Source organism: Haloterrigena salifodinae (assembly GCF_003977755.1).
Lineage (GTDB): Archaea > Halobacteriota > Halobacteria > Halobacteriales > Natrialbaceae > Haloterrigena > Haloterrigena salifodinae.
Genome location: NZ_RQWN01000001.1, coordinates 136,891 through 161,634, shown reverse-complemented (window position 1 = coordinate 161,634; position 24,744 = coordinate 136,891). Strand labels below are relative to the sequence as shown.

General features: G+C 64.5%; 20 protein-coding genes. 14 read left to right on the top strand and 6 right to left on the bottom strand.

All coding sequences use genetic code 11. From position 1 onward, the window contains the following. Window positions 1-31: 31 nt before the first annotated feature. From EH209_RS00785 to EH209_RS00775, 4 genes are all read right to left on the bottom strand, one after another. Complete coding sequence (locus EH209_RS00785) at window positions 32-2,482, bottom strand: amino acid permease (protein WP_126661101.1); 2,451 nt, start codon at window positions 2,480-2,482, stop codon at window positions 32-34. Further along, entirely contained in the window at window positions 2,479-2,637 is a 159-nt protein-coding gene (locus EH209_RS23810; RefSeq protein ID WP_164721977.1) for a hypothetical protein, read from the bottom strand. Before EH209_RS23810 ends, EH209_RS00785 begins: the two co-directional genes overlap by 4 nt. A gap of 33 nt (window positions 2,638-2,670) precedes the next feature. Then, entirely contained in the window at window positions 2,671-2,868 is a 198-nt protein-coding gene (locus tag EH209_RS24350; RefSeq protein WP_204747576.1) for a hypothetical protein, read from the bottom strand. A gap of 398 nt (window positions 2,869-3,266) precedes the next feature. After that, entirely contained in the window at window positions 3,267-4,727 is a 1,461-nt protein-coding gene (locus EH209_RS00775; protein ID WP_211338307.1) for a DEAD/DEAH box helicase, read from the bottom strand. Window positions 4,728-4,833: 106 nt separating this feature from the next. Here EH209_RS00775 and grpE point away from each other — a divergent pair, with 106 nt between their 5' ends. The 6 genes from grpE to EH209_RS00745 all read left to right on the top strand — a co-directional run bounded on the left by grpE (window position 4,834) and on the right by EH209_RS00745 (window position 11,884). Then, on the top strand, window positions 4,834-5,919 hold the full coding sequence (gene grpE, locus EH209_RS00770) for a nucleotide exchange factor GrpE (RefSeq protein ID WP_126661099.1): 1,086 nt from the start codon (window positions 4,834-4,836) through the stop codon (window positions 5,917-5,919). Window positions 5,920-6,120: 201 nt separating this feature from the next. Beyond that, the gene (dnaK, locus tag EH209_RS00765; protein WP_126661098.1) at window positions 6,121-8,043 is read left to right on the top strand and encodes a molecular chaperone DnaK; all 1,923 of its coding nucleotides are present in this window, start codon (window positions 6,121-6,123) and stop codon (window positions 8,041-8,043) included. A 366-nt stretch (window positions 8,044-8,409) separates the two neighbouring features. Further along, on the top strand, window positions 8,410-9,579 hold the full coding sequence (gene dnaJ / locus EH209_RS00760; protein ID WP_126661097.1) for a molecular chaperone DnaJ: 1,170 nt from the start codon (window positions 8,410-8,412) through the stop codon (window positions 9,577-9,579). 280 nt (window positions 9,580-9,859) lie between these two features. Continuing rightward, window positions 9,860-10,264, top strand: coding sequence for a carboxymuconolactone decarboxylase family protein (locus EH209_RS00755; protein ID WP_049941681.1), 405 nt, complete (start codon window positions 9,860-9,862; stop codon window positions 10,262-10,264). A 135-nt stretch (window positions 10,265-10,399) separates the two neighbouring features. Further along, entirely contained in the window at window positions 10,400-10,996 is a 597-nt protein-coding gene (locus EH209_RS00750) for a DJ-1/PfpI family protein (protein WP_126661096.1), read from the top strand. 138 nt (window positions 10,997-11,134) lie between these two features. After that, entirely contained in the window at window positions 11,135-11,884 is a 750-nt protein-coding gene (locus EH209_RS00745; RefSeq protein WP_126661095.1) for a hypothetical protein, read from the top strand. A gap of 120 nt (window positions 11,885-12,004) precedes the next feature. On the opposite strand, the gene EH209_RS00740 is transcribed toward EH209_RS00745, so the two are convergent. Continuing rightward, window positions 12,005-13,432: a sodium-dependent transporter gene (locus tag EH209_RS00740; RefSeq protein ID WP_126661094.1), complete on the bottom strand. Its 1,428-nt coding sequence runs from the start codon at window positions 13,430-13,432 to the stop codon at window positions 12,005-12,007. Window positions 13,433-13,510: 78 nt separating this feature from the next. After that, window positions 13,511-15,085: an FAD-dependent oxidoreductase gene (locus tag EH209_RS00735; RefSeq protein WP_126661093.1), complete on the bottom strand. Its 1,575-nt coding sequence runs from the start codon at window positions 15,083-15,085 to the stop codon at window positions 13,511-13,513. A gap of 372 nt (window positions 15,086-15,457) precedes the next feature. Here EH209_RS00735 and EH209_RS00730 point away from each other — a divergent pair, with 372 nt between their 5' ends. The 8 genes from EH209_RS00730 (at window position 15,458) to EH209_RS00700 (ending at window position 24,474) form a co-directional block, all read left to right on the top strand. Further along, the gene (locus EH209_RS00730; protein WP_126661092.1) at window positions 15,458-16,819 is read left to right on the top strand and encodes a sodium:calcium antiporter; all 1,362 of its coding nucleotides are present in this window, start codon (window positions 15,458-15,460) and stop codon (window positions 16,817-16,819) included. 73 nt (window positions 16,820-16,892) lie between these two features. Next, complete coding sequence (hpt, locus tag EH209_RS00725; RefSeq protein WP_126661091.1) at window positions 16,893-17,438, top strand: hypoxanthine/guanine phosphoribosyltransferase; 546 nt, start codon at window positions 16,893-16,895, stop codon at window positions 17,436-17,438. Between the two features lie 173 nt (window positions 17,439-17,611). Further along, window positions 17,612-19,027 (top strand): uracil-xanthine permease family protein, encoded by a 1,416-nt coding sequence (locus EH209_RS00720; protein ID WP_126661090.1) that lies wholly within the window; start codon window positions 17,612-17,614, stop codon window positions 19,025-19,027. Between the two features lie 81 nt (window positions 19,028-19,108). Then, a complete protein-coding gene (locus tag EH209_RS00715; RefSeq protein WP_126661089.1) occupies window positions 19,109-19,666 on the top strand; it encodes an NAD(P)/FAD-dependent oxidoreductase in 558 nt (185 codons plus the stop codon). Between the two features lie 196 nt (window positions 19,667-19,862). Further along, complete coding sequence (locus tag EH209_RS00710; protein WP_126661088.1) at window positions 19,863-20,390, top strand: YciE/YciF ferroxidase family protein; 528 nt, start codon at window positions 19,863-19,865, stop codon at window positions 20,388-20,390. 466 nt (window positions 20,391-20,856) lie between these two features. After that, complete coding sequence (locus EH209_RS00705) at window positions 20,857-21,087, top strand: hypothetical protein (protein WP_126661087.1); 231 nt, start codon at window positions 20,857-20,859, stop codon at window positions 21,085-21,087. Between the two features lie 10 nt (window positions 21,088-21,097). Then, window positions 21,098-21,865 carry a cell surface glycoprotein gene (locus EH209_RS23805; protein WP_164721976.1) on the top strand — a complete coding sequence of 256 codons (768 nt, stop codon included), beginning with the start codon at window positions 21,098-21,100 and terminating at the stop codon, window positions 21,863-21,865. A 167-nt stretch (window positions 21,866-22,032) separates the two neighbouring features. Continuing rightward, entirely contained in the window at window positions 22,033-24,474 is a 2,442-nt protein-coding gene (locus EH209_RS00700) for a PAS domain-containing sensor histidine kinase (protein WP_126661086.1), read from the top strand. The last annotated feature ends 270 nt before the right edge of the window (window positions 24,475-24,744 follow it).

The following is a 24,744-nucleotide window of genomic DNA, read 5'->3' as shown; positions in this document are numbered from 1 at the left end:
TCGGCGGAGACACCGAAACGGCACGGCGGAGTCAGTCGTCGGAGCGCGACGGCGACGGTCCGATATCAGTCGCTCGCGCGCCCTTTCCGACCCACTTCCGAACGACCCGTTTCAGGGACGACTGGACAGGGCGGTGCTTCCGCGTCATGACGACCGTTCCGTCGAACTCCTCGCCGATCGTTTCCGGGATCTCGCCGAACAGGACGCGCTGGAGGATGCCCTCACCGGCCGCTCCGATGACGATCGTGTCGAACCCACCGTCGCGGGCGTATTCGAGGATCGCGTCGTCGATCTCGTCACGCTCTGCGATCGCGGTATCGATGTCAACGTCGATACCGGCGTCGGCCAACGCCTCCTTTCGCTCGCGGAGGTGCGACTCGGCGGCGTCGGCATCGCCGTCGGTGACGGCGTGAAAGAGCGTAACGTCGGCACCGATATCCGCGTACGCGATCGCGAACCGTTCCGCGAGGTCCGCGTGGGGTCCGCCGGCCGTGGGCACGAGAACACGGCTCGATGCCGGCGCTCCGTTGGTCTTCATTACGGCGACGTCACACGGTCCGTTCTCGACGACGGTGTCGATGTTGGAACCGAGCGCGTAGTCCGAGAATCGTTTGCGTCTCCCCCGCCAGCCCATGACGACGAGATCGCTATCGCGCTGATAGGCTACGTTGTTGATACTCGTTCCGACGTCGTGGCCGATCGTCACGGTCCGGTGGGCGGGGACGTCGTCGGGAATGTATTCCAGCACGTTGTCGAGGAGCGCTCCCTGCTCGTCCGCGTAGCGGCGACCTTCTGAGAGCGGCGTCTGGTCGGGTACCGTTGCGACGCTCGTCAGAAGGAGTTCTCCGTCTTCGCGGCGAGCGATCGCGCTTCCCGCGCGGATCAGTTGCTCGGCGTTACTCGGGTCTGCGAGGGGAACAAGCACCTGATACTCGCGATCCACCGGCGCGCGTTCCTCGGTGATGAATCGCGTTTCTTCCCTGGCTTCCGTCTCGCGGACGCGGCCGCGGGAGTACAGGAAAAAGATGCCGACGCCGACGAGGATCCACGCGAGCGCGCCGTACCACGCCAGCGGACTGTAGTTGAACAGGTAGACGGCCAGGGCGAGTTTCGTGAGGATGCCGATGATCGGGACGTAGGGGAAGTACGGCATCACGTAACCGTAGTCGATCTGATCGCCCCACTCGCGGCGGATCACGATCGCGGCGTAGTTCACCTGTAAGAAGAGCAGAAGGAACATCACGTCCGTCGCTGCCGCCACGGCCTCGATCGGTAGCACGACGGCCATGAAGATGATGAGCGCCCCGGAGAGCGCCGTCGCGACGTGGGGCGTCTGTTTCTCGGGATGGACCGATCCGAATGCGTCCGGAAGAACGTGGTCCCGCCCCATCGCGAACGACACACGCGTCGAGGAGTAGGTCGTCGCGTTCAGCGCCGACAACGTCGAGAAGATACCGGCCACGAGGATGACCACCGTCCCGTACGGCATGATCTGTCCGGCGGCCCGCGCGAGACCGAACTCGCCGAGATGCCCGAGGATCTCCCAGACGGCCGCGTCCTCGATATTCGCCGGAACCGGCGGCAGGTTGGTCGCACCGTGCCCGCCGGAGGCGGCGCCCTCCTGGGCCAGTTCGAACAGCCCGGGCGTCACCGACACCGCACCGATGAGCACGATCGCTACGAGCATGTAGATCGTAACGACAATCGACATCGAGTAGAAGACCGCCTTCGGAACCGACTTCTTCGGCTCGACGACCTCCTCGCCGGACTGGACGATGATCTCGTACCCCTCGAAGGCGATGAACGTTAGCCCCATCGCGATGAAGATGCCGCTAAAATCCCGGGGAAGAAACGGGCGAAACCGACCGCTCGCCTCGGCCGGGTGACCGACGATGTACCCGAGGCCAAACGCGATGAGTACGAGGATGACGGTGATCTTGACGAGTGTAACGACGTTCCCGGCGAGGCCGGTCTCCTTCGCCCCCCGGTAGTTGATGTACGCGAACAGGACGCCGGCGAACGCGGCAAACACCTTTTCCGGACCGATCGCGAGCACGGCCAAGTCGATCGGCTCGAAGAGCGGGATGCCGAAGTAGTCGGTCAGGAGCAGGTGGACGAAGGCGCCGAATCCGAGGGTGTACAGCGATCCCGCGACGGCGTGGGCGAACCACGACATCCACCCCGCAAGGAACGCCTGTGATCGGCCGAGCGCTTCCCGGACCCAGAGGTACCCGCCGCCGGCCTCCGGGATCGCAGATCCCAGTTCGGCGTACACCATCCCCGTAAAGATCGTGATGAAGCCGTTGAACGCGAAGGCCATCACGAGACCCGGGCCCGCCTGTCCCGCGGCTAGTCCCGTGAGTACGAAGATGCCGGCGCCGATCATCGCCCCGACGCCGATCATTGTGATGTCGAACAGTGACATGTCGCGCGCCAGTTCCTCATCGTGCTCGTGTCCCGGCAGCCCTTCGGCCTCGCTCATGGCGACTCCTCTCCGTCGGGTCGGTCCAGAGGCCCCTTCCGGTACTCGCCCGCGGCGATCTTATCGACGACGTATTTTCCGTGAAGAACGGCGAGCTGGAGCCACACCCACGCCAGCAGCGTGAGGACGGCTCCGAGTACCAGCGTCGAAACCATTGTTAGCTATTCAACCCAGGGATAGGTAAACAATCAGCATGCATCGCCGGTTCGCGCCCGCATTGAGGCGGTCCGATCGTCGCCCTCGAGTTCCTGTATCTCCGCTCGCTCAAGGCGTCCGTGACGGCCTACCGATAATTCGTCCTCGTCACCGTCGCCGGGCTCGTCCTCGCGGTGATCGGCGGTCCGATCGTCGAACTGGTCGCGCCGCAACTGGTCCACCGGGTCCACTGCGCGGCCGCGCTGCTAGTCGTCTACGGACTGTCCGATCCCGTGACGAACGGCGTGCGGACGAGCGAGTGGGCGCGCATGCTGTTGAGCGAGCCGTCGCGTGCCCCGAAGACCGATCGCGAACCGCTGCGAGCGTCCGTGCCCCGCCGCGGTCGCCCAACAGACGTCGAGTTCAATCGACAGCGCGTCGTCGGTCTCGTAGCGTGTACAGTTGAATCCCGATCCGGATCATGTTGTCGACCTATCACGAGGCGGAGAAATGAGCGTCGCAGTTCGGCGCCGGTGCTACGTTCGCGCTTCGTCGACGCAGAAGCTCCGTCGACGCCGAAGACGCTGCTGATACCTGCCGGTCAGCGAGCACGTCTCGGTCATCGAAATCGGGCGGAGTGCGATCGGAATCAGCGGTCGCGACGCCGGCCCGCGATGCGTTCCTCGCCCGTGTTCTCGGCGACGACTTCGTAAAGGAGTGCACGACCGCCGTCGGTTTTCGGACGGAGAATTCGACCGAGTCGCTGGGTGAACTCCCGCTCGCTGCCGCTACCCGAGAGCACCACCGCGACCGACGCGTCGGGGACGTCGACCCCCTCGTCCAAGACGTTCGAGGTCGCGATCCGGGTGTAGGTCCCCTCCCGAAAGCGCTCTAAGATCTCCCGTCGCTCGGCGGCGCCGGTCTGGTGGGTGATCGTCGGTATCAGAAATCGTTCGCTGACGTCGTACGCGAGGTCGTTGTGGGCCGTGAAGACGATCGTCCGCTCGCCGCGGTGGTCGTCGAGGATCCCCTCGAGGGCCTCGAGTTTGGCCGCGCTGCCGAACATAAGCTCCCGTGCGCGCTGGCGAGCGAGCAGGGCCTCGCGGGCCTCGGGATCCGATCCCGACCGCTTGACCAGTTCCTGATAGTCCGAGCCGCTGCGCATCTCGATCCCCGATCGGGCGAGGTAGTCGGTGAACACCTCCTGGTTGCGCTCGTAGGCCTCGCGCTCGTCGGGTGTCAGCGACACCGCGAGGCGCTTGATATCGTAGTTCGCCAGGTGGTCGCCCGCCAGTTCGTCGGCCCCGACGCGGTGGACGAGCGGCCCGACGATCTCCGCGATCACCTCGTGGGCGCCGTCGGGGCGTTCGAACGTCGCCGTGAGTCCGAGGCGGGCGGGCGCCGCGAGCAGGCGCCCGATCTCGCGGTAGCCCTCGCCTCCGAGGTGGTGGACCTCGTCGAAGACGACCAGTCCGAAGCGGTCGCCGACCGAGTCGGCCTTCAGGTATGCCGAGTCGTACGTCGAGACCGTGATCGGCTCGAGGCGCTGCTCGCCTCCGCCGAAGCGTCCGATCGGACACCGAAACTCCCGCTCGAGTTCGCGCTGCCACTGCTCGAGGAGGTCGATCGTCGGCACGACGACGAGCGTCGGCACCGAGAGGCGCTCGATCGCCTTCAACGCGATGACCGTCTTGCCGCTGCCCGTCGGGAGTTCGAGGACGCCTGCGGGCGCTCGTTCCGGGGCCGGTCCGGCCCCGGATCCGAGGCCATCGCGCCAGCGGTCCGTCTCGAGCCACGCCGACAGCGCCTCGTGTTGATACTCGCGGAGTTCGTACGCCGAGTGGAGGTCCGGAAGGGACTCGAGTTCCAGCACTCGGTCGTCGATTCGGTCGGCGTCCGCGGTCGCGTCCACCAGGGCAGCCCGAAGGTCGGCGTAGCGAAACGCGGGAACGCGCCGCCCGTCGGTGCGCGGATCGGCCGCGAGGTCGGGGACCGCCTCGCGGACGGCGTCGAGGGCGTCGCTCTCGAGGTCGTCGATCCGGACGGTGCCGTCCTCGTACCGGAGCGCGATCGGCGGTGACTCCGGACGGTCGTTCTGGGGCCGCGTCACGGTCCCTACTCGCGGCCGAACGACCAAATACTGTCGGGCTGGCGACGGGCGGGACGACGATCACGGTACCTCAACCCTTTTATTACCGCTGTTCGTTGACAGCCACATGAGCGAAGACGAGGGCACGGACGCTCCCGCCCAGGGTGTCCCGTCCGAGGACCACTCCGGCGACGCCGATCCGTCCGACAGCGAATCGACGACGGACGCCGACGAATCGGCCGTCAACGCCGACGCGACGAAGACGGAGACCGACTCGTCGAACTCGTCGGCCGCCGGCGAGGGCTCGGAGGAGCACGCGGGCGACGAATCGAGCGCGGACGCGACCGGCGAGACGGCGTCGCGACCCGAAACGAGCGACGACGTCCAGCAACTCCTCGATCGCGTCACGGAGTACGACGACGAACTCGCGCACAAGATCAACGCCATCGTCGAGGAGGCCCGGGACCTGAATGGGACCGTCTCCGACCAGCGCGAGGAACTCGAGGACCTGACCGAACGCGTCGAGGAACAGGCCGCGACGATCGAGGACCTCCAGGACGAACTCGAGGCCCGCGAGGAGCGACTCGAAGAGACCGAAGACGAGGTCGAGGACCTGAAGAGCCGGCTGAAGCGCAAACAGGCCGACTTCCAGAACTACAAGAAGCGGGCCAAGAAGCGCCAGGAGCAGATCAAGGACCGCGCGACCGAGGACCTCGTCGAACGACTGCTCGGCGTCCGGGACAACCTGAAACGCGCCCTCGAGGAGGACAGCGACGACGCCGACAGCCTCCGCGAGGGCGTCGAGATGACCCTCAGGGAGTTCGACCGCATCCTCGAGGACGAGAACGTCTCGGAGATCGATCCCGAACCCGGCACCGAGACCGATCCGCAGCGCCACGAGGTCATGATGCAGGTTGACAGCGCCCAGCCCGAAGGGACCGTCGCCGACGTCTACACACCCGGCTACGAGATGGGCGACAAGGTCATCCAGAACGCGCAGGTGACCGTTTCCAACGGCGAACTCGAGGCCGAAGACGGCGAGGACGACGCGACGGACGAAAGCGACGAGGCTGTGGACGACGGATCGACGGCCGATTCCGACGGGGACGAATCGGACGACGAGAGCGAAGGTGCGATCGAACTCGGCGGCGAGGTCGCAGACGAGGACGGTCAGACGGAGGGCGACGACGAAGCGACCGCCGACTCGGAGTAAGGTTGCAGACTGGATAGAAATCTACCATTTCTCTCGGCGATTTCGCGTCGATTATCGGCCGTTTTTCGACTTCGTGTCATATTCACAAGATCGCGTTTTGGGCCGTTAGAGTGGCCTCTATAACCCGTTCGGGAGATTTTATTCGGCCCCCGATATTCCCTAGTAACCTTTAAAACAAAGTGCGCACAATAGCCCTCCACGATGGCGAGCAACAAGATTCTCGGAATCGACCTTGGGACGACGAACAGCGCCTTTGCAGTAATGGAAGGCGGCGATCCGGAGATCATCGTCAACTCCGAAGGCGAACGGACGACGCCCTCCGTCGTCGGCTTTACCGACGACGAGCGACTCGTCGGGAAACCGGCGAAGAACCAGGCCGTTCAGAACCCCGAGAAGACGATCCAGTCGATCAAGCGCCACATCGGCGAAGAGGACTACACCGTCGAGATCGAGGACGAGGAGTACACGCCCGAACAGATCTCGGCGATGATCCTCCAGAAGATCAAGCGCGACGCCGAGGACTATCTGGGCGACGAGATCGAGAAGGCCGTCATCACGGTCCCGGCGTACTTCTCGGACCGACAGCGCCAGGCGACCAAGGACGCCGGCGAGATCGCCGGCTTTGAGGTCGAGCGCATCATCAACGAGCCGACGGCCGCCTCGATGGCCTACGGCCTCGACGACGATTCCGACCAGACCGTTCTCGTCTACGACCTCGGCGGCGGGACGTTCGACGTCTCCATTCTCGATCTCGGCGGCGGCGTCTACGAGGTCGTCGCGACCAACGGCGACAACGACCTCGGCGGCGACGACTGGGACGAGGCGATCATCGACTGGCTCGCCGAGGAGTTCGAGGCGGAACACGGTATCGACCTCCGCGACGACCGACAGGCCCTCCAGCGGCTCAAGGACGCCGCCGAGGAGGCCAAGATCGAACTCTCCTCGCGCAAGGAGACCGAGATCAACCTGCCGTTCATCACGGCGACCGACGACGGCCCCATCCACCTCGAGGAGTCGCTCACCCGCGCCAAGTTCGAGTCGCTGACCAGCGACCTCATCGACCGCACCGTCGAGCCCACCGAGCAGGCCCTTGATGACGCGGGCTACGAGAAGGACGATATCGACGAGGTCCTCCTCGTCGGCGGTTCCACCCGCATGCCCCAGGTCGAGGAGAAGGTCGAGGAACTGACGGGCAAAGAGCCCCAGAAGAACGTCAACCCCGACGAGGCCGTCGCACTGGGCGCGGCGATCCAGGGCGGCGTGCTGGGCGGCGAGGTCGACGACATCGTCCTGCTCGACGTCACGCCCCTCTCGCTCGGTATCGAGGTCAAGGGCGGTCTCTTCGAGCGCCTCATCGAGAAGAACACGACGATCCCGACCGAGGAGTCGAAGATCTTCACCACGGCGGCAGACAACCAGACCTCCGTGCAGGTCCGGGTCTTCCAGGGCGAGCGCGAACTGGCCGAGAAGAACGAACTGCTCGGCGAGTTCCACCTGACCGGCATCCCGCCAGCCCCCGCCGGAACGCCCCAGATCGAGGTCACGTTCTCCATCGACGAGAACGGGATCGTCAACGTCTCCGCCGAGGACAAGGGCTCCGGCGAGAGCGAGGAGATCACCATCGAGGGCGGCGCCGGGCTCTCCGACTCCGAGATCGAGAAGATGCAGGAGGAAGCCGAGAAACACGCCGAGGAGGACAAGGAGAAACGCGAGCGCATCGAGGCTCGCAACACCGCCGAGGCGACGATCCAGCGCGCCGAGACCCTCCTCGAGGAGAACGACGAGGAGGTCGACGACGATCTCCGCGCCGACATCGAGGCCGCGATCGAGGACCTCGAGGAGACGATCGACGACGGCGACGCCGACGCCGAGGACATCGAGGCCGCAACCGAGGACCTGAGCAAGGAACTCCAGGAGATCGGCAAGCAGATCCATCAGGAGGCCGGCGCAGCGGGCGCCGGCGCTGGCGGTGCGGCCGGTGGCGCCGCAGGCGGCGCAGCCGCCGGCGGCCCCGGCGGCATGGGCGGCGGCCCGAACCCCGGTCCCGACGCTGGTGCGGCCGGCGGCGAAGACGAGGAGTTCGTCGACGCGGACTTCGAAGACGTTGAAGACGACGACGAGTAAGTCGTCGTCTTCAGCCCGTCAGACGTAGTCTGACGACGTCGACGACGAGGACGAGTAACTCGAGTCCGAGTCGTCGGCTCGGAAGGCGGACGGCAGTGAGCCTTCCGTAGTTTCGAAAAGTGAGCGAAGCGAACTTTTCGAAGTAGACGAAGATGAGGACTAACAGGACGAGTCCTCTGTAGAGACCATACCTAGCGGTCGCGGTGTAAGCACTACACCCGCGAGCGAACGAAGTGAGCGAGCGGCCTTTTTAGCGTAGATTTTTGCGCCGAGCGGTTCCTCGCGAAGCGAGGAATCCCGAGGCGAAAAAAGGTACTTGTGGAACGTTCGTTTCAAGTGTCTCAATCGACAATCGGTGTACAACGAATGAGCGAGGACTTCTACGACGTACTCGGTGTTGACGCCGACGCGTCCGCCGAGGAGATCAAACAGGCCTACCGGCAGAAGGCCACCGAGTATCATCCGGACGTGAGCGACGACCCCGACGCCGAGGAGAAATTCAAGAAGATCCAGAAGGCGAAGAAGGTCCTCACCGACGAGGAGAAGCGCCAGGCCTACGACCGCATGGGCCACGACCGCTACGAACAGGCCGAGAAACACGGCTTCGACGCCAGCGAGGGCGGCGCCGGTGCCGGCGGGATGGGCGGCGGCCCGTTCGGCGGCATGGGCGGCGGTGGCGGCATGGGCGGCGGCGGTCTCGGCGACATCTTCGAGCAGGTCTTCGGCGGTGGCGGCGGGCGCGGCCGCCGGCGACCGCGCAAGGGTCGGGACCTGCGAACCGAACTCGAGATCAACTTAGAGGAGGCCTACGAGGGCGTTCAAAAGCAGTTCACCGTCGAGCGACCCGAGGAGTGCGACGTCTGTGAGGGCGAGGGCCATCCGCCGGAGGCGGACTCCCAGACCTGTCCGGAGTGTCAGGGCCGGGGCCAGGTGACGCAGGTCCAGCAGACGCCGCTGGGCCGGGTCCAGCAGACGACCACCTGTCCGCGCTGTGAAGGCGACGGAACACTGTACTCCGAGTCCTGCGACGAGTGTCGGGGCGAGGGCTACGTCCGCAACGAGGCCCAGTTGACCGTCGAAGTCCCCGCCGGTATTCAGGAGGGCCAGACACTTCGGATGGAGCGCGAGGGCGCGCCGAGTCCCGAAGGCGGCCGGCACGGCGACCTCCTGATCGACGTCTCGGTTCAGGACCACGAGGAGTTCGAACGCGAGGGCGACGACCTCCAGTATCGGCTCCCCATCTCGTTCCCGCAGGCCACCTTCGGCGACACCGTCGAAATCCCGACGCTTTCCAGCGCCGTCGAACTCGACATCCCGAAGGGAACCCAGAGCGGCGAGACCTTCCGCCTCGAGGGCGAGGGGATGCCCCGACTGCGCGGCCGCGGGCACGGCGACCTCCACGTGCAGGTGCAGATCGTCACCCCCGAGAGCCTGAACGAGGAACAGCGCGAGGCCCTCGAGGCGTTCGCCGAGGCCGGCGGCGACGAGATCGAGGTCAACGAAGGCTTCTTCGAGAAGATCAAGCGGGCGTTCTAAGCGGACGGACAGTTCCTCGCTCCGAATCGCCGTCGCGACGGCGGCGTTCCGAACCGTCAGCGAACCCGTTTCGATCCCGTCGATCCATCACTGAACGCGTCGTCGACGAGACCGGTTTTCTCGTCAGCACGACTCGTCGTAACTCTCTGACCTCTGCTATCGGATACTTGTGTGACGGGTTCATCACCTCGCGGCACGTAGTATAGACGGGTGTCCCCGGTATCGGACCGCAGCGTCGGGACGGTTCGAGACGACGCGGGAGATCCACAGGAGGGAGACAATGGTAACAACCGAGACGCGAGCGGAAATCGAAGAGTACCTTGGACGCGTTCCGAGCTGGATCGACGCGCTCCCGGAGCCGGCCGCGGACCACAGCTGGGGGATCGTCCGCGACCTCGAGCTCGAGGAGACCGAACTCGAAGGGCGGGAAAAGGCACTGGTCGCCCTCGGCGCGGCGTCGGCGATGCAGTGTCCGTACTGCGTGCACTTCCACAGGGAGGAGGCGAAACTCGAGGAGGTGACCGACGAGGAACTGTCCGAAGCGATCGGGGTCGCCAGTAGCGTGCGATACTTCTCGACGGTGTTACACGGTGCGGAGATCGACCACGAGACGTTCGTCTCCGAGACTAAGGAGATCGTCGACCACGTCAGGGATCAGCAGGCCGCGGCGCCGAGCGACGACTGAATGACCGGGACACCGGTCGCAGTCTTTCTTTGGACTCCATCGATACGGTCGACTCGAGCGTCGCCGCCGCACGTCTCACGGGAACACCCAACACAGCTATGACGACTGTCGCCGAACGAACACGTGGGGATACCCATGTCACAACAGATTCTGCTCCTCGCGGGCGACTTCGTCGAGGACTACGAGGTAATGGTCCCGTTCCAGGCGCTCCAGATGGTCGGCCACGAGGTCCACGCCGTCTGTCCCGAGAAGGAGAGCGGCGACGCCTGTCCGACGGCGATCCACGACTTCGAGGGCGATCAGACCTACACCGAGAAGCCGGGGCACAACTTCGAGCTAAACCACGACTTCGACGCCGTCGATCCGTCGGAATACGACGCGCTGGTCGTCCCCGGCGGCCGCGCACCCGAATACCTCCGAACCTACGACGAGATCATCGAGATCGTCCGGCACTTCTTCGAGGCGGAGAAACCCGTCGCGTCGCTCTGTCACGGCGTCCAGCTCCTCGCCGCCGCGGACGTCCTCGAGGGACGGACCTGTACCGGCTATCCGGCGCTCGAGGCCGACGTGACGATCGCCGGCGGCGAGTGGGTAGACGGCGTCACGCGCGACGGCAACCTCGTGACGGGACAGGCCTGGCCGGACCACCCCGACTGGCTCGCTGAATTCCTCGACGTGCTCGGCACCGAGATCGATCACGCGGACGCCGCGCCGGCCGCCGCGGACGACTGACGACGTCTTGTACTCGCGAGCGTAGACGGACGACGGCTCGGCGCGCACGAGCGACGGTCCCGTCGTACGACGGCCGTTGACGGTCGCTCGCCGACTCGAGTCGGCGCGCTTTTTTCGACCGACTCGCGAGGGAGTAGTATGACCGCCGCAACAGTCGACGACCTGCTGACGCGCGAACTCCGGGACGAGCACACGTCGCTGGTTGATGCGACCGGACGGGAGTTCGACCACCACTGGCTGTGTACGACCGCGTGGAAGGCCGGGAACTTCCTGCGACACGCGGGCGTTCGCGAGGGCGTCACCGTCGGCGTCGTCGGGGAGGCCCCGCTTCCGTTGCTGGCCTTCTTCGGAACGACGCTGCTCGAGGGGACCACCCGCTTCGATCCGCCTGCAGACCTCGCCGACGCCGAGGACTTCCGGGCGCTCGTGGCGCCGGTTCGAGACCTCGAGTCCGACGCCTACGACCTGCCGCCGGGCGCCCAGCGCGTCGGCTACGGCGCGAAACCCGACGAGCCCGACGTCCACCACTTCGACGCCGGCCTCTGGAGCGAGAACCCCTCGTTCCCGCCGCTTTCTATCGATCCCGAGACCGCGCTGCTGACCGACGGCGATCGGACGGTGAGCCACGCCGACGTCCTCGAGGCCGCTCGCGGAGTCGTCGATGACTACGGCCTCGAGACGGGCGACCGCGTGGTCGTCCGCGCCCCGCTTTCGGATCCCCGGACCGTCGCGGCGGGCGTGCTCGCGCCGCTGCTGGCCGACGGCGTTATCGTCCTCACCGGCGACGACGAGACGCCGGTCGAACGCGGCGCGTACGCCGTCTCGGACTCGAGTGACGACGCAGTGCCCGAACCGACGCGGATCGACCTCGACGACGTCGGGCTCTGACTCGTGTTTCTCGAGTGGCGCGTGGTGGATCGCGCCGCGCAAAAGGGTCGCGTGCGAACGAACGGCGTTCGGCGCGAATCGTGGTGTGACGAGCGTTCTGCTACCGTGATCGATGGCTCGTCAGTCCGCGCTCTCGCTCGGTTGCGGTCGGTTTTCGGAGACGGAACGGCGGGCCACGAGGACGAGCGGGACCACCGTCAGCAGCGTCGCCACCAACAACGGCCCCGTTCCCGTCGAGAGGCCGATCACGGCCGCAACGTCGGCGTAGAACGTAAAGAGAAGGAACGCCGGGAAGACGGTCCCGATGGCGTACCGCCACGGGATCACCAGCGGGCGCGAGAGCGGCCCCGCGCCTTCGAGGTACTCCTCGATCGCGGCCGGACCGAGCACCCAGGCCGTGTACATCATAAACCCGGTCAGGCCGAGCACCAGGAGGAGATCGACGAGCTGGTCCGCGAACAGCGTAAACACCGCGGGGCTGAACGCGTTCACGCCGCCGGTGAGTGCGACCAGTCCGAATAGCCCCCACGTCGCCGTCGACCGCTCGAGATCGAACTCGTCGACCAGAAACGAGACCGGGATCTCGAGCATGCTGATCAAACTCGTGAGGGCGGCGAGGAGCACGACGAGGAAGAAGACCGCGCCGAGGAGTCGCCCGCCGGGCAGGTTCGCGAACGCGCCGGCGATCCCGACGAACAGGGCGCCAGGGCCGCCCTCGGTCGGCCCCGGCGCGAACGAGAACAGCAACGGGAAGACCACGAGTCCGGCCAGGATACCGATGCCGAGGTTGAACACGGCGATGGCCGAGGCGTCGAGGGGCAACGAGCGGTCGTCGTCGACGTAGGAGGCGTAGGTAATCATCGTTCCGCTGCCGATCGAGAGGGTGAACAACGCCTGGCCGGCGGCCGACCCCAACACCGAGAGGAAGTTCTCCGCGAGGTAGGCGCCGTCGAACTCGAGGTAGAACTCGTAACCCTGTGCAGCGCCGGGCTGCTGGGCCGCCCAGACCGCGAGTCCGATGAGCAACAGGACGACGCCGGGCATCATCACCTTCGTCGTCGCCTCGATGCCGCGTCTGATCCCCGCGGCGACGATCAGCGACGTGGCCGCGAGGACGGCGAGTTGGAAGCCGAACGCTTCGGCACCGTAGCTGATCGCCGCGAAGTGGGCGCCGGGATCCGCGAAGTAGGCGCCCGTCGCGCTCTCGAGGAAGTACCGAAGGATCCACCCGCCGACGACGCTGTAGAACGACATCAGCATGATCGAGGTGACGACGCAGAGCACGCCCAGCGCCGTCCAGAAACGCGATCCGGCGAGCGATTTGAACGCTCCGACCGGGTTCCGATTCGCCCGTCGACCGATCACGAACGCGGCCAGCAATCCCGGCACCCCGACGACGAGGACGATAAGCAGATACAACAGCAGAAAGGCGCTCCCGCCGTTTTCCGCGGTCATCCACGGGAACCGCCAGATGTTCCCCAAGCCGATTGCGCTTCCGACCGCGGCCAGAATGAATCCGGCGCGACTCGCCCAAGTCTCACGTGCCATGCTGTCTCACCGAACCAACTCGGCGCGCATAAGGATTTCTCGTTCGGGCTGCCGTCGGATCCGAAACTCCAGGATCGCTCACAGCTTCCGATACGGCAGTCCCTCGAGCGCGGGCCCGGAGAGCACGTCCCCCTCGTGGGTAAACCGCGAGCCGTGACAGGGGCAGTCCCACGTCCGCTCGGCGTCGTTCCACCGGACGAGACAGCCCATGTGCGGACAGACCGCGGAGACGGCGTGGACCGAGCCCCCCTCGTCGCGGTAGACGCCCATCGGGCGGCCGGTCCGGCGAATGATCCCGCCCTCGTCGGGGTCGGGAATATCGCTCCCGTCGGCGCCGATCGAGGCGAGGAAGGACTTGATTCGATCGCCGACGAAACTGCCGCCGACTTTCGCGTTCTCCTCGAGGAAGCTCTTAGCCGACGCCTTTGGGGTGAACCGCTGGGGGTCGAACACGTCGGCCCAGGGATTCGTGCCGTCGACAATCAGGTCGGCGAGGATCATCCCCGCGGCGGTGCCGCCGGACATTCCCCAGCCCTTGAATCCGGTACCGACGTAGACGTGCTCGGCCAGCGGATCGATCTGCCCGATGAAGGGTACCTTGTCGACCGGCGAGTAGTCCATCGTCGACCACCGGTACTCGATCGATTCGACGCTGAAGTGTTCGCGGGCGAACTGCTCGCAGCGTCGATACCGTTCGGAGGTCGGCGGCCCGCTGACGCTCGGCTTGTGGCTCTGGCCGCCGACGAGGACGAGTTCTTCGGGTTCGTCGGTGTCGTCGGCCGGTTCGGCCGGCTGCGTTCGAATTGTGGCCGGCGGCGATGCCGTGTTGTAGTACATCCCCTCGGGCGGCTCCTCGTCGACGCGGACCGCCAGCAGGTAGGCCCGGTGGGGGTGCATCCGCGAGAAGTAGCCGGCCCGATCGAACACGGGGAAGTGCGTGGCCACGACGACGTCGTCGGCGACGACCGCGCCGCGTTCGGTCTCGACGCGACAGGGCTCGCCGGGATCGATATCGACCGCGCGGGTCTCCTCGAAGACGGCGCTGTCGCCGTCATTCTCGTGGATCTGCTCGGCGATCGCGAGCAGGTACTTCCGCGGGTGGAACTCCGCCTGCTCGTCGAACCGAACCGCCCCGTTGGTCTCGAACGGGAGGGGCGTCTCTTCGACGTACTCGGCCGGGAGCCCGAGCCGCTGGGCCGTCTCCACCTCCTCGCTGACCTTCGAGACGTCGTCGGACGACGCCGCGTACGTGTAGGCCGGCGTCCGCCGAAAGTCGCAGTCGATATCGTGTTCTTCGACGCGGCGTTCGACAGCGTCGATCGCGGCCTCGTTCGCCCGGGCGTACTGTCCGGCCCGCTTCCGTCCGAATTTGGAGACGAGCGTATCGTAGATCAGCCCGTGCTGGGAGGTCAGTTTGGCCGTCGTGTGGCCGGTCGTGCTCTCGACGATGCGGTCCGACTCGAGGACCGCGACCGTCTTTCCAGCCTCCTGCAACTCGATCGCGGCGGTCAGCCCAGTGATGCCGCCGCCGACGACGGCGACGTCCACCTCGAGGTCGCCCTCGAGCGGGTCGTAGTCAGTGGTCGGCGTCGTGGCTAGCCACAGCGATTCCGGGCGCGGGGACGCGGATTCGGGGTCGAAATCATCCGACATGGGGTATCAACGGCTCGTGCTATCGACACTCGGGACAAAAGGGATGTGGGGTGATAACGCACGCTCGCCTCGCGGGCGGGGGAGATAGAGACGCGGCAGCTGCCGCCGTCGAGCGGTCTCTGAGTAGACGGATCGCTCGAGCGGGGAGGAGCAGGCGGCAGGTTTTACTCGTTCCTTCGATAGTAGTGCATCTATGTGCGAGACGAGGCGGCACGGCCGACGCGGCCGGCATCGACGGCAGAGCGCTAGCGGGTCGCTCGGCGCCGGCTCGATGGAGCAGCCGACGAACTGCGGTCGAGACGGGGCCGGTCTCGGACCGATCGCGGGTCGGAACTGGCCGCTGGAACGGTCGAACATTCGGGGGCGTTCGCCGTGAAGCGGCGGCTGCTGGGGACGATCGCGGCGGCCGTCAGCCTGACGGTGCCGTGGGTCGCCGTCTGGGTGCTAACCGCTGGTCTCCCCGCGGTCGGCTACGATCCGGCGCTGTTCGCGAGTCTGTCGACGCTCGCGACCGTCGCAGTCAGCGGCGTCTCGATCCTCGGAGCCGCGTTCCTGCTCGCGTGGGCGGCCGAGACCGCCGAGAAGGACGTCCCTAGAGCGTTCGCGATCGCGATCCTCGCGGTGCTGGCGGTCGCTCCGGAGTACGCGGTCGACGCCCTCTACGCCTGGAACGCGGGTCAATTTGCGGGGACCCAACGTGGCATCGAGGCCGGGAACCTCGCCGTCGCGAACATGACCGGCGCCAACCGCATCCTCATCGGACTGGGCTGGTCCGGCATCGCGCTGTTTACCATCTTCCGTCGCAAATCGGACGAGGATCCCGCCGTCAAGGACCGCGCTGGATTCCTGCGGGACGCAGTTTCAATCGACCCCGACATCAGCCTCGAGATCGTCTTCCTGCTGTTGGCGACGCTCTGGGCGTTTCTGGTGCCGCTGAACGGCGGTATCGATATCTTCGACATGCTGATTCTGGTCGGCCTCTACGTCGCCTACATCGCGATCGTGATCCGCGGCGACGTCGAGCCCGAGGACGTCCACACCGGCGTGCCGGCCGCGCTCCAGCGGCTCCCCAGACCCGCACGAATCGCCACCATCATCCTGCTGTTCGCCTACTCCGGGTTCGTCATCTTCGTCGCCGTCGAACCGTTCGCCCACGGCTTAGAGGAACTCGGGACCGAAGCCGGCATTCCGCCCTTCTTCATGATCCAGTGGATCGCGCCGCTGGCCTCGGAATCGCCGGAACTCATCGTCGTCGCCTACCTGGTCAACAAGGCGCGGTCGACGGCCGGCTTCAACGCCCTGATCTCCTCGAAGCTCAACCAGTGGACGCTGCTCATCGGGACGCTCGTCGTCGTCTACTCGCTCGCGCTGGGAGAGTACGGCGCGCTCCCGTTCGACTCGAAGCAGTCGGCCGAGATCTGGCTCACGGCCGCCCAATCGTTCTTCGCGATCGCCCTCCTGGTCAACTTCGAGGTCACGGCCTGGGAAGCGGTCACGCTGCTCGTGTTGTTCGTCTCGCAGGTCTTCCTCGAGTTCGCCGTGATTCGCGAACTCATCGTGCTGCCGATCACGACCGAGGAGATGCTGCTCGTCTACAGCGCGGTCTACATGGTCCTCGGTCTACTGCTGTTCGTCAGCCGACGCGAGGAGTTCCGGCTACTCCTCGAGCGAAGTATCGGAACGATAACCAGCGCGTTCGGGGGCGAGGAACGCCCACAGCAGGCCGACGACTGAACGCTGCGGGTCGACCGCCGCGGGGCGAACCGAAGAACGATCCGTTTTTGCACCGATTCCCCCAATCGGCGGTATGGAGAAGCTCATCGAGTCGCTTTCCGACGCCCCGATCATCGACAAGGACGGCTACGAGTACCTCGTCCACCCGATCAGCAATGGCGTGCCGATGCTCGATCCCGACCTGTTGCGCGAGGTCGTCGTCGAGGTCATGCAGACGGCCAACCTGGACGTCGACAAGATCGTCGCCCCGGAAGCGATGGGGATCCACCTCGCGACCGCCCTCTCCCTGCAGACCGACATCCCGCTGGTCGTGATCCGCAAGCGTCCCTACGGCCTCGAGGGCGAGGTCTCGCTCCACCAGCAGACCGGCTACTCCGAGTCGGAGATGTACATCAACGACGTCGAGGCGGGCGACCGCGTCCTGATCGTCGACGACATGCTCTCGACCGGCGGGACGCTGGCGGCCATCTGCACCGCGCTGGACGACATCGGCGCCGACATCGTCGACATCGTGGTCGTGATGCGGAAGGTCGGCGACTCCGCGCTCGACGAGACGCCGTTCGAGGCGACGAGCCTCCTCGACATCACCGTCGAAGACGGCGAAGTCACGGTTCACTGATCGGCACTCGTACGGCTCCCATCGTTCGTTTCGCTGGACCGAGTAGCGGCGGCCCCCGTCGCTGCTACCGCATTTCTGTGCACGATAGTGGATATAGTAGCCCCCGACAGACCGCTCGATGGGCGCATATACGAGAATTTTTGTACATCGATTCGCTACGGGGAGGGTATAGCATGTCGAACGAAACTGACGGGGGCATTCAGATCGAATACGGCGTCGACGACAAACCGCCGTTACCGAAATCGATTCTGCTGGGCTTGCAACACGTTGCGGTCATGATCGTGCCGGCGACGGCGGTGGCGTACGTCGTCGCGAACGGTGTCGGTCTCGAGGCCGACGCGGCCTATCTCGTCCAGATGGTCCTGCTGTTTTCCGGACTGGCGACGATGGTACAGGCCTACACCGTCGGCCCGGTCGGTGCTCGGCTGCCGATCGTCATGGGCTCGAGTTTCACCTTCGTCGGCGCGACGATCGATATCGGCGCCAGCTTCGGACTGGCCGCCGTCTTCGGCGCGATTCTCGTCACCGGCTTCGTCGTCGAGGGCCTGATCGGCTGGCAGTTCAAACGCATCAAACCCTTCTTCCCGCCGCTGGTGACCGGTCTCGTCGTCGTCATCATCGGTCTCTACCTGATCCCGGTCGCGATGGACTACGTCGCCGGCGGCACCGCCGCCGAAGCGGCGGGCACCTTCGGCGGCCTGCAACACCTCGGACTGGCCGCGCTCGTGCTGGCGATCGCCGTCGGTCTCAACATGTTCACGCGCGGCGTCACGCGACTGCTGTCCGTGCTCGTCGCGATCGTCGTCGGCTACGCGACCGCCATCGCTCTCACGTTCGCGACGGGCCTCGAGATCGTCGACTTCGGACCCGTCGGCGAGGCCGCGTGGATCGCCCTGCCGTCACCGACCCGCTTCGGCTTCGAGTTCGAGCCGATCGCGATCGCCACGTTCGCCGTCCTCTTTCTGGTCTCCTCGATGGAGACCGTCGGCGACATGTCCGGCGTCACGGCCGCCGAAGGCCGGAACCCGACCGACGAGGAGTTCCGCGGTGGGCTGTTCAACGACGGCCTGCTGAGTTCGATCGGCTCGATCTTCGGCGCGTTCCCGATCACCTCGTTCTCCCAGAACGTCGGTATCGTCAACTTCACCGGCGTGATGAGCCGCCACGTCGTCGGCATCGGCGGCGTCTTCCTCGCCGTCCTCGGCCTGAGCCCCAAAGTGGGTGCCGCCGTCACGACGATCCCCAGTGCGGTCTTCGGCGGCGCCGTCCTGCTGATGGCCGGGATGGTCGCCGCGAGCGGGTTCCGACTGATCGTCACGCACATCGAACTCGATCGCCGGAACACGGTCATCGTCGCCGTTTCGCTCGGCCTCGGCCTCGGCATCGCGACGACGCCCGAAGCCCTCGCGGGACTGCCGAGCCGCGCCGAACTGTTCTTCGGCCAGCCGGTCATCGCGACCGCGCTGTCGGCGCTAGCGCTCAACACGTTCGTCCCCGGCGACTCGAGCCCGCTGTTCGACGCCGCCCCCGTGGCGACCGACGCGAGCGCGGACTCGGAGACCCCCGCCGCCGGACCGAGCGATGACTGAGCATCCGCCGGCGTTCTCGAGACCGAGACGGTCTCTAACGCCTAAATAATCCTTTTCCGGTCGTTCGTGGTACCGCCGTCCATGCCAGACGTCGTAATCGTCGGCGGCGGTCCCGCCGGCCTGAGCGCAGCGTTGTTCACCGCGAAGAACGACCTCGAGACCGTCGTTTTCGACACCGACGAGACCTGGATGCACAAGGCTCACCTGTTCAACTACCCCGGAATCCGGAGCATCAGCGGTGACGAGTTCATGGAACTGACCCGCGGGCAGGTCAGCGACCGCGGCGCCGACGTCCGCGTCGGCGAGGAGGTGACCGACATCGACCCCGGCGGCGACGGCTTCACCGTCGAAACAGAGGACGACGCCTACGAGGCCGACTACGTCGTCCTCGCGACGGGCGCCGACCGGTCGATGGCCGAGGACCTCGAGGTGGACTTTTCCGACGACGGCACCGTCGACGTCGATCTGGACACCGAGACGAGCGTCGACGACCTCTACGCGACGGGCGCGATGGTCCGCGACGAGGAGTGGCAGGCCGTCATCGCCGCGGGCGACGGCGCCTCGGCGGCGCTGGACATTCTGAGCAAGGAGAAGGGCGAGCACTTCCACGACTTCGACGTTCCAGACGACGTCGCGTGATTTCGGCCGGCGTATCGAACTCTCGACGGTGTCGCGTTCCTCGAGTCGCCTCGAGTGATGCGCCGCCGATTCGTCGCCGATCTCTAATCCCCCTTTAGAGTTCGTGGAAAGAGGATTTTCGGGCGGTGGATGAGCCGATTTGTGGCCTGCGTGTTCGGGGTCCACGACTAAGCGCGTGCTCGTTGCCGGTGTTCGTATGGCGACCACTAACGTCGACCGCATCGACGACTTCGAGGAACTGTTCCACCACAAACTCGCGCAGATGTACTACGCCGAGCAGGAACTCGTCGAGACGATGGACGAGATGGCGATCAACGCAACCAACGAGCGGATGAGCGAGGGGTTCGCGGACCACCGCGACGAGACGCGGACGCACGTCCAGCGGCTGGAGGACGTCTTCGCGGCCCTCGACCAGCCGGCAGAGCGACGGGAGAATCCCGTCGTCGACGCCCTCGAGCAGGAACGGATGACCCTCGAGGACGCCATCAACGACGACGACATGCTCGACATGGCGTATCTGAACGCCGCGATGATGACCGAGCGCATCGAGATGACGGCCTACGAGGGGCTCACGACGATGGCGAACAAGATCGGCTACGACGACGAGATCAAGAAACCCCTCAAGTCCAACCACGACGAGGAAGAGTCGGCCTACCGCGAACTGTCGGCGATGGAGACGGCCTCGGACATGAAGTCCCTGTGGGACCGGCTGACCCCCTCGTAGGGACATCGTGATCCGAAGCGGTACGGGGTCCTTCCCGGCGATCACCCCTACGCCGGCGTCAGGAGCGGCAGCCGCGCGCTGGTCGGCCCCCGGTCGGCGACGCGATGTGTTCCGGCCGCTATCCGTCATTTTCCAACTGGGTGCTCGCACTGTACCTCGCTCCCTCGACGAGCACGCGGTCTCCCTATCAAACCGAACCCGGCGGCGTCCGTCGATTGCTCGAGTTCGACGCCCGCGACCGACCCGTCGAATCGATCAGCCGACGCTCGCCTTCGGCGGGACGCAGGCTCCGTACTCTCCCGGTCCGCTGCTTCGGGAGACCGCCGAACTGCCGAACGGTCTAACAGTCCGAGGTCGTCTCGGGCACGACACACGGCGCGTTCCACGAGCGAACGGCCACCTTCGATTCGGCGGACCGGTCGTTCCACGAGTGGACGTCGCCGCGGGCGCTCGAGTCCTGTTTAGAGTGAGATATCCGACGATTGGCGACCTCGAGGACTGGGCCGACCTGGCCGTGGCCGACCTCGAGGAGCGGACACCGTTCGGAATCGTCGACGGAACGGACGGGATCGTGTTCGAGTTGTTCGCCGGCCAGTCCTCCCTCGAGCGGATCCGACCAGACCTCGAGCCGCGGAAGATCGGCGCTGAACCTGATATCGAAACTGACATTCAACAGTCTTATCACGAAACCGTCTAATCAGGGAGATATGAATCGCCGAAAACTGTTGCTTACGAGTGGTGTGACGCTCACGACCGCGCTTGCCGGCTGTTCTGGTGACACTGACGAAAACGGTGACGTGAACGGCAACGCCAATGGGAACGAGAACGGTGACGAAAACGGCGGCACGAATGGTGACGGAACCGATACTGAAAACGAGTCGGACCCCGACGAGAACGATGGAGACGACGAAGTCGACGAGACCGCTAACCAACCGGAAACGCAGACCTTCGAGGGGAGCGGTGCGACAGTCGAAGAAGTCGAGATTGAGGGCGGACTAACCGTCGTCGACGCCGAGCACACTGGGGAGTCGAACTTTCAGGTCCGAATCTACGAGGGCGATGACGACGAGTACGGGACCGGCTTCGTCAACGCGATCGGTAACTACGAGGGCGCCAGTGCTGACCTCATCGAGGGTGGAACCCAGACGATGGACGTCGAAGCGGACGGAAGCTGGCGACTTGAAGTCCGCCAGCCGCGAGCAACCGAGACCGAAGCCGACAATCTCCCGCAGAGCTTCAGTGGGAACACGCCGGACATCGTCGGTCCGATTGCGTTCAACGGCCGGCACACTGCTTACGGGGAACACGACGGCGAGTCGAACTTCCAGGTCCGTGTCTATCCTGAGGATGGTATGTTCGGTGAGGGCGTGTTCAACGAGATTGGCGAGTACGAGGGGGAAACGACGTTCAGTCACGACGGCGTCGGCTGGGTTGACGTCGAGGCCGACGGTAACTGGACCGTCGAGATGGAATAACTGCGAAAAAGGGGATCGTTCTACTCACCGATTTCAAGCCACATGACTCAATTTTGATGAGTTTGGATGACTTCGTGGAAGATCTCGTATACGGTTCGTGGTCCCCTATACTGAGCAAAAATCCTCCCCGCCAAGGGCTTATTAGTTCACACCTTAAGTAAGGGACAATGAAAACCTCGGACTCTTCCTCTAGTATCACTATCGACGATGTTCGGAGATTCTTTACCCAATTAGACCAGCCAGAGACCCCGATATCGGTTGAAGAAATCACCTCGGAGCTGGACTGTACACCACAGACGGCACGCGGTTATCTGGAGGATCTCACCGAACAGGGAGAGTTGCGAACGAAACAAATCGATGGTTCCACCCGGGTGTGGTGGTCCACTGAGAGCGGTGGGATGGACCGTCAAAATCCGGACAGTGAGCAGCTCAGTGCCTTTGTAAGAGAGGTCAAGGATTACGCCATCTTCATGCTCGATCCCGAGGGCACGGTCGTTAGTTGGAACGAGGGAGCCAAGCGAATCAAGGGGTATTCCGCCGGCGAAATTATCGGCCAGCACTTCTCGGCGTTTTATACGAAGGACGATATCGCCACTGACGTTCCCGAGCAGAACCTCGAACGGGCCGCGGCCGAAGGCCGCGTCGAGGACGAAGGGTGGCGGATTCGGAAAGACGGCTCGCGCTTCTGGGCGAACGTCACGATCACTGCCATCAGAGACAACGGAGAGCTTCAAGGATTCACTAAGGTCACTCGAGACATGACCGAGCGGCGTGAGTACGAGCAACAGCTCGAAAAACAAGCCGACCAGCTCGAACGTCGGCGGACCGAACTCGAACAGGAGCTCGATGAGGTCTTCGAGCGAATTGACGACGCCTTCTACGCGCTCGACGATGAGTTCCGGTACGAATACGTGAACGAACACGCCGAAGAGCATTTCGGGGAGCCGGCCGGCAAACTCATCGGTCAGAAACCGTGGAAAGTGCTTGGTGTCGATAAATCCGACCCGATCTTCGAACGGTTTGACGAGGCCTTAGCAACGCAGGAACCGCTGCGGTTTAAACGCTACTCGGAGCCACTCGGCATCTGGGCGATGATTCGGATTTACCCCTCCGAATCTGGCCTCTCCGTGTACTTCGAAGATATAACCCAGCGCAAAGAGCGCGAACGGGAACTCGAACGGGTGTACGATCTTCTCGAGCGTGCGGAGCACATTGCGGACGTCGGCGGTTGGGAGATTGATCCGGATACGCGCGACGTCTTCTGGACGGATCATCTCTTCGAGATTCTGGAGATTCCCTCTGACGAAGAGCCGCCATTGGATGAAGCGTTGGACGTGTATCTCGATGATGATCGACCGAATGTCGAGCGTGCTATCGATAAGGCGGTTCAATCTGGCACGTCCTTCGACGTCGAGACTCGGTTCCGGACGCCTACCGGCGAGGTGCGGTGGCTCCGAGTCATCGGTGAACCCGATATTGAGGACGGAGAGGTCGTTTCGCTCCGCGGCGCTGCCCAAGATATCACGGAACAGAAAGAACGCGAACGGGAACTCCAACAGATCCGGGACCGAATGGAGTTCGCGCTCAACGCCACGGATGCAATCGTTTGGGACTGGAATGTCGACGAGAATCAGACGTCCTTCTACCCCTCAGCGGAGTCGTTGTACGGGACCACTGTCGAGACCTGGGACGATTTCATCGAGATCGTCCACCCTGACGACCGAGAACAAACCGAGGAAAAGATCAGGAAATCACTCGAAACAGGTGAACCAAAAGAGGAAGAAATCCGGATTGATCGGGACGGAGAAGAGCGCTGGATCGAAGCTCCAGGTCGGCCTATCGAAGACGAGGACGGATCGACGCGGATGATCGGCGTCGCACGGGACATTACCGAACGGAAGACCTTCGAGCAGAAGTTGCGAGAGTCAAACGAGCGGCTCGAACAGTTCGCCTACGCGGCTTCCCACGATCTCCAAGAGCCACTCCGGATGGTATCCAGCTATCTCCAATTGCTCGACCAGCGTTACGGCGACGAACTCGACGAGGACGGCCGTGAATACATCAACTTCGCTGTGGATGGCGCGGCCAGAATGCGGGAGATGATCGACGGCTTGCTCGAATATTCCCGAGTCGAGACCCAGGGAGATCCCTTCGAACCAATTGGCCTGGAGACGGTTCTGGAAGATGTTTTAGATAATCTCCAGTTCCGGATTGAGGAGCACGATACGGAGATTACGAGTGAGGACTTACCCGAGGTTGAGGGTGACGCCAGCCAACTCCGTCAAGTCTTTCAGAATCTACTGGAGAACGCCATCGAATATAGTGGCGACGCGCCACCCCAAGTACATATCTCGGCCGAACGAGCCGGTAACAAGTGGGTCGTATCGGTCAGCGACGACGGAATCGGCATTGACCCCGATGACCAAGACCGTATCTTCGAGATCTTCCAACGCCTTCACTCCCGTGAGGAGCACGACGGAACGGGGATCGGACTTGCACTGTGCAATCGAATCGTCGAACGTCACGGAGGCGAAATATGGATTGATTCGGAACCGGATGATGGAACGACGTTCTCGTTCTCGCTCCCCGCAGTAGAGAATAACTGCTAGGCTCACGTTCGGTTCGGTCCTCTGTATCGTCTCTGGAAGGGTAATAGACAGTGTGAACCGTTCACCAGGTTCCGTCGGGAATGGAATCGTTGGACGGCAGGTATAGGAGCTGTCGAGTCGGATCGAGAGAACCGGTTGATTGGCGACCGCGAAGCGTGCAGAATCCGTCCTGTCAGCCACTCGATCGGTACCGGCCGTCAACGATAGCGACGACCGCAGCGGTCCCGTTGTCGTCACGGTGATGCATGAGTATGTCACCCACGGTGTTTA

Coding starts and splice junctions, on each gene's coding strand:
- grpE (WP_126661099.1), top strand. CDS start 4,834: ATGAGCGAAGACGAGGGCACGGACGCTCCCGCCCAGGGTGTCCCGTCC.
- EH209_RS00700 (WP_126661086.1), top strand. CDS start 22,033: ATGAAAACCTCGGACTCTTCCTCTAGTATCACTATCGACGATGTTCGG.
- EH209_RS00720 (WP_126661090.1), top strand. CDS start 17,612: ATGTCGAACGAAACTGACGGGGGCATTCAGATCGAATACGGCGTCGAC.
- EH209_RS00715 (WP_126661089.1), top strand. CDS start 19,109: ATGCCAGACGTCGTAATCGTCGGCGGCGGTCCCGCCGGCCTGAGCGCA.
- EH209_RS00785 (WP_126661101.1), bottom strand. CDS start 2,482: ATGAGCGAGGCCGAAGGGCTGCCGGGACACGAGCACGATGAGGAACTG.
- EH209_RS00745 (WP_126661095.1), top strand. CDS start 11,135: ATGACCGCCGCAACAGTCGACGACCTGCTGACGCGCGAACTCCGGGAC.
- EH209_RS00710 (WP_126661088.1), top strand. CDS start 19,863: ATGGCGACCACTAACGTCGACCGCATCGACGACTTCGAGGAACTGTTC.
- hpt (WP_126661091.1), top strand. CDS start 16,893: ATGGAGAAGCTCATCGAGTCGCTTTCCGACGCCCCGATCATCGACAAG.
- EH209_RS00740 (WP_126661094.1), bottom strand. CDS start 13,432: ATGGCACGTGAGACTTGGGCGAGTCGCGCCGGATTCATTCTGGCCGCG.
- EH209_RS23805 (WP_164721976.1), top strand. CDS start 21,098: ATGAATCGCCGAAAACTGTTGCTTACGAGTGGTGTGACGCTCACGACC.
- EH209_RS00755 (WP_049941681.1), top strand. CDS start 9,860: ATGGTAACAACCGAGACGCGAGCGGAAATCGAAGAGTACCTTGGACGC.
- EH209_RS00735 (WP_126661093.1), bottom strand. CDS start 15,085: ATGTCGGATGATTTCGACCCCGAATCCGCGTCCCCGCGCCCGGAATCG.
- dnaJ (WP_126661097.1), top strand. CDS start 8,410: ATGAGCGAGGACTTCTACGACGTACTCGGTGTTGACGCCGACGCGTCC.
- EH209_RS00750 (WP_126661096.1), top strand. CDS start 10,400: ATGTCACAACAGATTCTGCTCCTCGCGGGCGACTTCGTCGAGGACTAC.
- dnaK (WP_126661098.1), top strand. CDS start 6,121: ATGGCGAGCAACAAGATTCTCGGAATCGACCTTGGGACGACGAACAGC.
- EH209_RS23810 (WP_164721977.1), bottom strand. CDS start 2,637: ATGGTTTCGACGCTGGTACTCGGAGCCGTCCTCACGCTGCTGGCGTGG.